The sequence below is a fragment of the Rhodococcus sp. (in: high G+C Gram-positive bacteria) genome, from assembly GCF_049299235.1.
GTDB lineage: Bacteria > Actinomycetota > Actinomycetes > Mycobacteriales > Mycobacteriaceae > Rhodococcus.
This window is the reverse complement of sequence record NZ_JBAQXC010000279.1, coordinates 22,033-33,153: the sequence shown is the minus strand read 5'-3', so window position 1 is coordinate 33,153 and position 11,121 is coordinate 22,033. Positions and strand designations below refer to the sequence as shown.

Annotated in this window: 6 protein-coding genes; 3 read left to right on the top strand and 3 right to left on the bottom strand. The window is 67.6% G+C overall.

The genetic code is table 11. The features are described from left to right. Nucleotides 1-21: 21 nt before the first annotated feature. A complete protein-coding gene (locus WAX14_RS16520) occupies nucleotides 22-1,206 on the bottom strand; it encodes a thiolase family protein (RefSeq protein WP_422629139.1) in 1,185 nt (394 codons plus the stop codon). A gap of 136 nt (nucleotides 1,207-1,342) precedes the next feature. Next, the gene (locus WAX14_RS16515; RefSeq protein ID WP_422629138.1) at nucleotides 1,343-2,203 is read right to left on the bottom strand and encodes a hypothetical protein; all 861 of its coding nucleotides are present in this window, start codon (nucleotides 2,201-2,203) and stop codon (nucleotides 1,343-1,345) included. 384 nt (nucleotides 2,204-2,587) lie between these two features. Here WAX14_RS16515 and WAX14_RS16510 point away from each other — a divergent pair, with 384 nt between their 5' ends. Further along, nucleotides 2,588-2,908 carry a chorismate mutase gene (locus WAX14_RS16510; RefSeq protein WP_422629137.1) on the top strand — a complete coding sequence of 107 codons (321 nt, stop codon included), beginning with the start codon at nucleotides 2,588-2,590 and terminating at the stop codon, nucleotides 2,906-2,908. Nucleotides 2,909-2,966: 58 nt separating this feature from the next. Here the strand turns inward: WAX14_RS16510 and WAX14_RS16505 are convergent, their stop codons facing one another. After that, nucleotides 2,967-3,533, bottom strand: a complete 567-nt coding sequence (locus WAX14_RS16505) for a hypothetical protein (protein WP_422629136.1) — start codon at nucleotides 3,531-3,533, stop codon at nucleotides 2,967-2,969. Nucleotides 3,534-3,855: 322 nt separating this feature from the next. Here WAX14_RS16505 and WAX14_RS16500 point away from each other — a divergent pair, with 322 nt between their 5' ends. Both WAX14_RS16500 and WAX14_RS16495 read left to right on the top strand, forming a co-directional pair. After that, nucleotides 3,856-9,366, top strand: coding sequence for a glutamate synthase-related protein (locus WAX14_RS16500; protein WP_422629135.1), 5,511 nt, complete (start codon nucleotides 3,856-3,858; stop codon nucleotides 9,364-9,366). Beyond that, nucleotides 9,363-11,117: a sulfite reductase subunit alpha gene (locus WAX14_RS16495; protein WP_422629134.1), complete on the top strand. Its 1,755-nt coding sequence runs from the start codon at nucleotides 9,363-9,365 to the stop codon at nucleotides 11,115-11,117. The genes WAX14_RS16500 and WAX14_RS16495 overlap by 4 nt, the downstream gene beginning before the upstream one ends. The last annotated feature ends 4 nt before the right edge of the window (nucleotides 11,118-11,121 follow it).

Sequence of the window (11,121 nt, the reverse complement as noted above, 5' to 3'; positions counted from 1 at the left end):
CGCTCCCACCACACGTCTCGATCAGCGGATGCGCCGGAACAACGCGGCCAGCGCTTGGCCGCCGCCGATGCACATCGTGACGATGCCGAGTTCGAGATCGCGGCGCACCAGGTCCTTGGCGACCCGGACGGTGAGGATCGCGCCGGTCGCACCGACCGGATGCCCCAGCGCGATCGCACCGCCGTACGGATTGGTCTTCTCCGGATCGAGGCCCGCGTCGCGGATCACGGCGACGGCCTGGGATGCGAAGGCCTCGTTCAGCTCGATCGTGTCGATGTCCGCTGCGGTGGTTCCGGTCTGCTCGAACAGCTTCTTCAGGGCGAGCACCGGGGCGTAGCCCATCAGTTCCGGTTCCAGCGCGGCGGTCGCGACGGATTCGAGGGTGACCAGTCCGGTCAGGCCCTTCTCGTCGGCCACGGACTGCCGGGCGAGGACGACCGCACCGGCGCCGTCGTTGATGCCCGACGCGTTGCCCGCGGTGACGGTGCCGTCCTTCTCGAAGGCCGCGCGCAGCTTGCCGAGCGTCTCGACGGTGGTGTCCGGCTTGGGATGCTCATCGGTGGTCACGGTCACCGGGCGGCGGCCGCCGATCTCGACGGGGGTGATCTCCTCGGCGAAGGCGGACTGTGCGGCTGCTGCGGCGGCGCGGCGCTGCGACTCCACGGCGAACTCGTCCTGCTGCTCGCGGGTGATGCCGTATTTGCGGGCCACGTTCTCGGCCGTGACCCCCATGTGAATGTTGTGGAACGGGTCGGTGAGCATGCCGACGGTGCCGTCGACGAGGGTGTGGTTGCCGAGTTTGTAGCCGGCGCGGGCGGAGTAGTCGTAGAACGGCATCCGCGACATGTTTTCGTCGCCGCCGGCGACCGCCAGGTCGACGCCGCCCCAGCGCATCTGCATCGCGGCCGACCACACTGCCTGCAGGCCGGAGCCGCAGAGCCGGTTGACGGTGTAGGCGGGAACCGCGTCGGGGATGCCCGCGGCGAGGGACACGCGACGGGCGTTGTAGGCGTCCGGACCGACCTGGCCGATGCAGCCCATGACGACCTCGCCGATGTCGGTTGCGGCCACACCGGACCGTTCGAGCGCGGCCTTGACAGCGGTGGCACCGAGTTCGTGTGCGGGGACGTCTTTGAAGACGCCACCGAAGCTGCCGATCGGGGTTCGCGCCCCGTCGACGACGACAATCGGTTCCGGTGCGGTCATGTGTGAAGTCCAATCTGATCGAAACGTCCATAGTCCGGCACCGAGTGCCACGACTGCTGTGTCCATCAAGTTACCTTCGACCTAACGATCGGTACAGCCCCGGCGCGGTCGCTGCCACCATCGCCGGACGACCGGATCAGTGGGGCGGTGTCAGGTCCTGCCGCACGATGCGCTCGGCCGCGCGCGCGGTGCCCAGTTCGGCGCGCATCTGCGGGAACCCGACGTAGAACTCGAGTACCCGATGCAACAGAACCGGGTCGATGTCGAAGCGTCGCGAGTCCACCTCGATCATCGGGTCGTCCGGCACCCGGTCGAGCCTGAAGAAGCGACTGGTCCGACGCTTGGCCCACGCCGCGGTGGGCGTTCCCAGAACCCACGTCTCGGGGTAGCCGGGATACACGGCGCGCACCCCGGCGACCGACACCCACGGCAGATACGACTCGACGGTCCAGCCGCGTTGGCGGATCCCGTCGGGCCCGAGCAGTAGAGCACCCCGCCTGATCCGGCCGAGCAGAACCTCGAGGACGAACGCCACGCACGGCACGCCGAGCACGGCGAGCGCAGCGCTCACCCAGGGGAACCCGCTGCTGAACACGAACACTTCGACGGCGGCGCCGACGGCCAGGGCCGCACCACATCCGACCATCGTCACGAGCAGCCCGAACACCGAACGCCGCGCCCCCACCTCGGTGGCGCCCGTGGTGCCGATCTGCACGAACCGCACGGCCGGATCACTACGTCGCGGCCACCAGTAGGCGTAGCCGAACAGCGCCGTCAGCCCCATGAGCGCCGCAAGGATCAGGAAGAAGCGGGTCACCGCGCCGGAGTCGTCACTACCCGTCACTACCCGCCACAGCGCCGCGGCGGCGACGAGGACGGAGATTGCGATCGCCGCTGCGACGCGCCGATTCCACGAGCCGACGGGCCATTCCGGGGGTCGTTGCGCCGCCGCGTCGGACCGTGCGGATTCCGGTTCGCCGTCACTCCGGTTCGTCATCACACTGCCCGAACGCCCGTCCCACTGCGGTTCCCCTTCCGAAGCGGAAGTGCCCCGCCTCCGAGCGGTGCCGATTTGGGGGCAGACGCTACCGCAGGAGCACTCCCGAACGGGGTGGACACGCCCGGAGCTGGACATTTCCCCAGGAAGCGGCAAAGGTGACCCCACTGGACTGGAGTTTGCACACAAATATCTACAGCACCAGTGTGATCATCAACATACCGCGGAGTCAGTTACGTATTCGCGCTGTTCAGACAGTGTTTCACCAGGGGGAATCACATCGTGTGGAGACGACACGCAAATATTTGTGTACGGATGAGTAACACCTTCGTCGATCGACGCGACACAATCTGTGACGATTCAGACGAGACCGGAGGAATCTGCATGACTGTCCAGCTTGATTCGCCAGGCATCGAAACTGCCGAGCAGGCCGCTTCGACCGAGGTCGAGCTCATCTCGGCCGATGCCGAGCTCGTTCATCTGTTCGACGAGATCCAGGACCTCGACGCCCAGATCCTCGAGGTGATCAAGCGGCGCTGCGAGCTGTCCCAGCTGATCGGGGTCGCCGCGAAGGCTACCGGCCATTCCCGCGAAGCCCAGAACCACGAGATGCAGGTTCTCGACCGCTTCACCGAACTCGGCTCGGACGGCAACACCCTCGCAATGACGCTGCTGCGCCTCGGTCGCACGCGCCTCGCACCCTGACCCTCTCCTACCCCGACGCCTCCACACCGATCCGGTGCGGAGGCGTCGTCGTTCTCCATCATCGCCCGGCCCACTGCCGGCCAGGCCGTGCGATCAACGGCGCGGCCGACTCGAGTTCGAACTCGGCGAGTACCCGACCGGCGACCACGGCGATCCGACTGGCGGGCAGGGCGGCATATTCGACGAGCACGATCGCCAACTGCTCGGTAGGCGGCAGCGTCGCGAACAGCACCGCACCACGGGGGCAGTCCGCAGCGGCCCGGCCGGTGTGCACCCTGCGTCGACGTTGAAGGACGACGAACCAGCACAGCACGTACGCGCACAACTCCGGCCCGACGGCACCACGCCAGGTCGCCACGGCCCGCGCGACCGCCCGGTCGAGAATCTCCGGTGCCGCGTCTCCGGCAAGGATCCGTGCACACGGCGCGAGTTCCGGAAGTTTCCCTTCGAGGACTTCGCGCAGCCCGGCGAGCCGTTCCCGGTCCACCGCCAAAGTTCGCACCTCGTCCGTGTCGATGGTCCGAAACTCGTCCGTGCCGATGGTCCGAAACTCGTCCGTGCCGATGGTCCGCGCACGTTCGCCGCCGCTGCTCGCGATGGTCGCCTCTACCGCCGGTTGGTACATCGTCCGCTTCTTTCCTCGCCTACTACGACCATCGTCGCGAGAGTGACGGATGTCACGCGTAGCGGGCTACGCGTGTCGCGGAATACCCTGATTCGTCGGACAGCCGAGCGCCCGCTCGGACACTGTGACGAACACGGCGTCCGCGCAGGCACGGCCGTGCGGTACGCTGACCGAGCACTCGCGGGTTTCGAACTTGCTACACGCGCGTTGCCAGACAACGACGTCTGCCTCATTTCAGACGTCGGCATCCATTTTCCAGGTCCGAGCCCACCGGGCTCCCTCGAGCACGGCTGCCGACACCATCCATCGAGGAGGTCGTCCGTTGCCTACGCACCCCGGAGGAACCGGCCTGTACGACAGCGCTCTCGAGAAGAGCAGCTGCGGTGTCGGATTCATCACGCGCAAGGACGGTGTGCAGACACACGAGGTCCTCACTCGCGGCCACGACGCACTGTGTGTGGTTCCCCACCGCGGCGGCATGTCCGCGGAGGGCGTCGGCGACGGCGCCGGGGTCAACGTCGACCTGTCGGTTGCGTTCTTCTCGAACATCACCGGAATCCCGCTGCAGGCAGGCGGATTCGGTGTCGGAAACTTCTTCCTCCCCACCGATCCCGCGGCCCGGCCCGCGGCGGAGGGCATGATCGGCGCGGCCCTCGCGGCACAGGGCATCGAGATCCTCGCAGTCCGAGACGTTCCGGTCGACGACGGCGCCTTGCGGCCCGCTGCCGTCGCACACCAGTTGCCGATCCGGCAGTGGATCTTCGCACGCCCCGAAACCGTCTGCACTGCAGTCGAATTCGATCGAGTTCTGCACACGGTACTGCTCGACGTCGAAGCGCAAGCGTACACCGATCCGGCACTGGCTGGCCTGTACCCCCTCTCGATCAGCGCACGCACCCAGGTCCTCAAGGGCCGCTTGAACTCTCACGAAGTCATCCCCTACTTCGCCGATCTCACCGATCCGGTGCATGCGGTGCACACGCTGTTCTTCCACACCCGGTTCTCCACCAACACCGATCCGCATCCGACGATGGCGCAGCCGTTCCGGCTCATGGCGCACAACGGCGAACTGAACACCGATCGCAAGAACCGGCTGTTCGAAGGTGCGCTCGCCCGAGCGCTGGGTCGTAACATCATCCGGCCTCCCGGACAGTCGGACAGCTGTCGCTTCGATCAGACTCTCGCCTCCCGGCTGGTGCACGACGAGCTGGATCTGGTGACCGCGGTCGTGCAGATGATGCCGCCGGCCTGGGAGAACGACACCGCCCTGTCGCCGCAGGTGCGCGCGATGCTCGAGTTCTTCTCCCTGTACGAGGAGAAGAACGACGGCCCGGCCGCACTGATCTTCGGCAACGGCAGCGTCGTCGGTGCCCGCCTCGACCGGCTCGGGCTGCGCCCCTTGCGCACCGTCGAGACCGCCGACTACCTGTGCGTGACCTCGGAAGCCGGCCAGTTCGGCTTCGCACCCGAGACCGTGCTGCGCCGCGGCCGCATCGAAGCAGGCGGCATGCTGTTCTTCGATCACGAGCAGCGCCGCTCGTTCGGCACCGTCGAGGCCCTCGAACTGCTCGCCGCGCGCCGTGACTACCCGGCGCTGGTCGAAGAAGCCCGCGCCGAACTCGGGTCACTGCCGGAGGTCCCCGCTGACAAGGCCGGGTCGCCGCAGCGCTACAACGGCGACCTCGACCGCCACCAGCGGTACGTGGCGTACTCGCTGAACCAGGAATCGTTCAAGTTCATGCTCGACCCGATGCTCGCCTCGGGAACCGAGAAGATCTCCGCGATGGGCTACGGCAATGCCATCAACGCGCTCTCCGACCAGGAAGGGGGCGTCGCCAAGTACTTCTCGCAGCGGTTCGCGCAGGTCACCAACCCGTCGCTGGACTCGATCCGCGAGGCCGACGGCATGACCCTACGGGTCGCGCTCGGTGCACGCCCCGGCTCCGGTGCCGCCCAGGCCCGCCAGATCGTGGTGCCGTCGCCGATTCTCACCCACCTGGACATGCTCCGCATCCGCGAGCAGGCCGACACCCCGGTGCGACGGTTCCCGATGCTGTACACACCGGTGTTCGATGATCCGGCCGCCAACGCCACCGCGCTCGCGGTGGCCGTCGACACAGTTGCCGACGCCATCGCCGCGTTCGCCCGCGAATCCGGTGGCATCGCGGTGCTCACCGACCGGCACGTCGCGACCGATCGTGCCGCGCTGCCGATGATCCTGACCACCTCGGCGGTCAACCAGCGGCTCATCGACGAGGGCCTGCGGTTGCGCGTGTCGGTGATCGTCGAATCCGGGCAGTTGGTCTCCTCGCACCACATCGCCGCGACCCTCGGCTTCGGCGGTGCCGCCGTGTACCCACTGACGGTGCAGATGCGCGCGGAGGAGAAGTACGGCGACGACGCCGACGCCGCATTCCTGAAGTTCCGCAAGGCCGCCGAGAAGTCCCTGATGAAGACGATGGGCCGGGTCGGACTGTGCACCGTCGAGTCGTACATCGGTGGCGAGTTCTTCGAGCCGAGCTACCTCGATACCGACGACGCCGTGCTGCGGCGGTGGTTCCCGAACGTGAAGACTCCCGTCGGTGGTGTCGGATTCCCGACGATCGCGCAGGCAGTGGCCGACTGGCACCGCCGGGCGCTGACGGTCACAGCCGAGAAGGACGTGCCGCTGCTCGGCCTGTTCAAGGAACGGGCCGAAGGTGCCGGGCACTCCTACGGCACCACCGCGGTGCGCGGCTTCATCGACATGACCGAGGAGCCGGTCACGTTGCCCGGCGGCGAACGGGACGGCGAACCCGACCTCACCGACGCACTGCGACTGCTGCCGCTGCACCGACTCGGCGACACCCACGGACTCGACGACGACGCCTACCGCTACGGTGGCTTCCGGGCGTTGACGGCCGACGAGATCGACGCGTTCGCGATCACCCCCGGCTACCGGGCGTTCGCCCGCACCATGGCCGACGAGCGCGCACAGCGACCCGCCGCGCTCCGCGACGTCCTGGCGACCCCCGCCGACGTCACCTACGCCGCCACCGCCGACGAGTTCCACCGCGAGATGGGCAGATTCGCCCGCTACGGCAACAACTCGATGCTGGTGCGCGGCATCTCCGCGGCCCGCGTCGGCGACGAGGAGTTCGTGCTGCGGCTGACCGGCCCGCGTGCCGACGAACCGGACCGTGTCGAGGCGCTCGCCCGTTCGCTGGCAACACGATTCGGCGACGACATCACCGGCTACCGCTGCTACGGCGACACCGTCACCGTGCAGGCCGCCGGGCAGGCCCGCGACTATCTCGCGCTGGTCCGCAAGGCACCCGACAGCGTGCCACTCGATCGGGTGCAGCCCGCCCACGAGATCACCCGCACCCTCGCGTCCGGCGCGATGAGCCACGGTGCGCTGAACTCCAACGCACACGAAGCGGTCGCGCACGGCACCAACATGGTCGGCGGCATGTCCAATTGCGGTGAGGGCGGCGAGCACATCTCCCGCTACGGCACGATCCGCGGTTCCCGGATCAAACAGTTCGCGTCGGGCCGATTCGGGGTGTGGGCCGGTTACCTGGCCGATCCGATGCTCGAAGAAATCGAGATCAAGATCGCGCAGGGCGCCAAGCCCGGCGAGGGCGGCCAGTTGCCCGCGGCGAAGGTGACCGTGGAGATCGCCGCGGCGCGCGGCGCGACGCCCGGCGTCGAACTGGTGTCGCCGCCGCCGCATCACGACACCTACTCGATCGAGGATCTCGCGCAGCTCATCCACGACTGCAAGGCCGCCCGGGTCCGGATCATCGTCAAACTGGTGTCCTCGGAGGGCATCGGCACCATCGCCGTCGGTGTCGCCAAGGCGGGTGCGGACGTCATCAACGTCGCAGGCAACACCGGCGGCACCGGCGCCGCGTCCGTCACCTCCCTCAAGTACGCGGGCCGCTCCGCGGAGATCGGTATCGCCGAGGTGCATCAGGCCCTGTGCGCGAACGGCCTCCGAGACAAGGTGGTGTTGCGCTGCTCCGGCGCACACCAGACCGCATCGGATGTCGTGACCTCGGCCCTGCTCGGCGGCGACAGCTTCGAGTTCGGCACCACCGCGCTGATGATGCTCAAGTGCGTCATGGCCAAGAACTGCAACGTCAAATGTCCCGCCGGCCTGACCACCAATCCCGAAGTGTTCGACGGTGATCCGCGGGCGATGGCGCAGTACCTGCTCAACGTGGCACACGAAACCCGCGAGGTGCTCGCCCGGCTGGGTCTGCGGTCGCTGCGCGATGCCCGCGGCCGCTCGGATCTGCTGCACCTGCTCGACCATCCGTCGTCCGTCGGATCGCTGGATCTGCGCGCCATGCTCACCGTTGTCCCGGAAATCTCGGTCGAGAATCCGGTGTATCTGGAGAAGGACTACGAACTCGACGACCACTGGATCGGTGAGCTGCGCGCCGCGCTCGTCGACAGCGGGGAGTCCGCGGTCGCGTTGGGTGGTGGTGTCGCGCTGAGCAACCGCAACAAGAGCGTCGGTGCTCAGCTCGCGATCGACATCGAGCGGATGCTCAATCACGAGCATCTCGGCGACATCCCCGCTGCGCTGCGCGACGAACGCGGCCGACGGTGGTTGCGCGACGGCACCGTCGCCGTCACCACCACCGGTTCGGCGGGTCTGTCGTTCGGTGCGTTCTGCAACGATGGAATGATGCTGGCGCACACCGGCACCGCGAACGACGGTGTCGGCAAGGGCCAGTGCGGCGGCGACATCGTCGTGCTCTCCCCCGGCGGCGGATCGACCGAGCACGGCGGCAACGTGCTCATCGGAAATTTCGCACTGTTCGGTGCGACGGGCGGCCGGTTGTACGTCCAGGGCCAGGCCGGCGATCGGTTCGCGGTCCGCAACTCCGGTGCGGCCGCGGTCGTCGAGGGCGTCGGCGAATTCGCGTGCGAGTACATGACGAACGGTGTCGTGCTCAATCTCGGTGGGTTCGGCAAGGGCCTGGGCAACGGTATGTCCGGCGGCTTCGTCTACCAGTACGACCCGGAAGGTCTGCTGCCCGGCAAGGCCAGCGCCGATTCGATCGTGCTCGGTGCGATCACCGGCGACGACCCGCAGGCCGCCGTACACCACGCGGCCGTACTCGAACTGTTGCACCGGCACGTGGAAGCCACCGGATCAACGAAAGCCCGTTTCCTGTTGGACAATTGGCAGACCGAGCAGGGCTACTTCGTCTACGGTATGCCGCGTGCGTTGCTGCAGTACCAGGACGCCGGGGAGATCCTCGCCGCGAAATCCCGCAAGGACCTCGCCGACGAGGTCGCCGCGGCCCTGGTCGAACATCAGGTCCGCAAGTTCACGACCGACTACCGGCAGGGCACACCGGTCGCCGGGGGCGTCACCCCGGACGGCACCGACAGCGAGTCGATGTTCGCGCTGCTCAACAATTACACGGTGCTCGCCGCGGCACAGTCGATGGCGTTGCAGCGCATTCCCGGTGCCACCGACGCATCCACCCCGGCCGTGCAGAAGGCGGTCCGGAATCTGCTGCTGACCGAGGACTTCTTCCTCGTCAAGAAGTTGCAGCGGTATGCACTCGACGCCATCTCGGAGCGCACCGACGAGGAATTGGCCGTGCTCGTCGCCGACAAACGCCTCACCGACTACAAGAGGTCGCTGGCGTTGCGCAACGTCCGGTCCGTGCACGCCCCCGGCACCTACGGGTGGATTCTGCTGCAGCACAGAAAGAACCACGACTCGATCGGCCTACTTCCCGGGTACGAGGAGTTGTTCGCGCGCCGCGCCGTGCCGGATCTGCTCGCCCAGTCGCCCGTCCCGTCCACGGAGGTCGCGTCCGCATGATTCCGTTCATCCCCGCCGACGCCCCGTTCACCACCGACCAGCGGTCCTGGCTCGCCGGGTTCCTCGCCGGTATGCAGACCCGCCTGCTCGCGACCGGCCCCGACACCACGAGCACCGCGGGCTCGGCGCCGGCCCTGCACGTGCTGTACGGGTCGCAGACCGGCAATGCCGAATCGGTCGCCGAGGACACCGCCGCCGCCGCTGCCCGCAGCCACGGATTCGCGCCGACAGTGTGTGCACTCGACGACATCGACGTCGAGCGGTTCGCGGCGCTGGGCCGCGTCCTGATCGTGACGTCCACCTACGGTGAGGGTGAGATGCCCGACAACGCCGAACTGTTCTGGGACGCCCTGTCGGCCGAGTCCGCGCCGCGCCTCGAGAACATGGATTTCGCGGTGCTCGCACTCGGCGACACCGGCTACGACGGCTTCTGCGAAGCGGGCAAGCTCATCGACATGCGGCTCGAGCAACTCGGGGCGCAGCGCATCGTGGCCCGGGTCGACTGCGATGTCGACTTCGAGGATGTCGCCGCCGCGTGGATCGCCGAGACCCTGCCGCTGGTCGCGGCCGTCGAAGGCATCCACGGTGGCGGCGCGGCACCGGCGCCGGTACCGGTACCGGCGCGGACGAAATCTCAATGGAACCGGAAGAACCCGTTCCCCGCGACCGTCACCGTCAACCGACTGCTGTCGGGCGGCGGGTCGGGCAAGGAGATCCGGCACTACGAATTCGACCTCGCCGAATCAGGGCTGGAATACGAGGCGGGTGACGCCCTGAACGTGGTGCCGGTCAACGATTCCGAACTGGTACAGCACTTGTTGAAGGTGCTCCGTCTCGACGGCACCGTTGTTCCCGCCGGACACGAACGTACCCTGACCGATCTGCTCACGCACAACTACGAGATCACCGCCCCGAACATCGACCTCCTCGAAGAGGTCGAAAAGCGCACCCGCAACGAGGAATTGACGTACGTGCTGCGGCACGGCGACAAAGCGGTGCTGGACGACTGGCTGTGGGGCCGCGACATTCTCGATGTTCTCCGGCTGGAACCGACCCCGGAATTGTCCGCCGAGGAATTCCTGTCGCTGCTCAAACCTCTTCAGCATCGGGCGTATTCGATCTCGTCGAGCCCGAACGCGACGGAGCAGAGCGTGCACCTGACGGTCGCGGCGGTGCGGTACGGCACCGACGGCCGCGAACGGCGTGGCGTGTGCTCGACGTTCCTGGCCGACCGGATCGGTGCACACGGCACCGCAGGTGTGTTCGTCACGAAGAACAAGGCGTTCCGGGTGCCCACCGACGACACCGCCCCGATGATCATGGTCGGTCCCGGTACCGGCATCGCGCCGTTCCGCGGATTCCTGCAGGAACGCCGCGCGCGCGGTGCGACAGGCCGGAACTGGTTGCTCTTCGGTGATCAGCGGCGCGCATGCGACTTCGTGTACGAGGAGGAACTCGCCGAGTTCGTCGATTCCGGTGTTCTGACCCGGCTGGATCTGGCGTTTTCCCGCGATCAGGCCGAGAAGATCTACGTGCAGACCCGCATGAAGGAGCACGGCGCCGAGTTGTTCGCGTGGCTCGAGGGCGGCGGCCACTTCTACATCTGCGGTGACGCCTCCCGGATGGCCAAGGATGTCGACCGGGCGTTGCACGAGATCGTCGCCGAGCACGGCGGGCTGTCGCCGGACGGCGCCGCCGACTACGTCACCGCCCTCAAGCGCGAGAAGCGGTACGTGCGCGACGTGTACTGACGAC

Bases quoted from the DNA above. Each gene is read 5' to 3' on its own strand.
- WAX14_RS16520 (WP_422629139.1), bottom strand. From the start codon at position 1,206: ATGACCGCACCGGAACCGATTGTCGTCGTCGACGGGGCGCGAACCCCG.
- WAX14_RS16515 (WP_422629138.1), bottom strand. From the start codon at position 2,203: ATGACGAACCGGAGTGACGGCGAACCGGAATCCGCACGGTCCGACGCG.
- WAX14_RS16510 (WP_422629137.1), top strand. From the start codon at position 2,588: ATGACTGTCCAGCTTGATTCGCCAGGCATCGAAACTGCCGAGCAGGCC.
- WAX14_RS16505 (WP_422629136.1), bottom strand. From the start codon at position 3,533: ATGTACCAACCGGCGGTAGAGGCGACCATCGCGAGCAGCGGCGGCGAA.
- WAX14_RS16495 (WP_422629134.1), top strand. From the start codon at position 9,363: ATGATTCCGTTCATCCCCGCCGACGCCCCGTTCACCACCGACCAGCGG.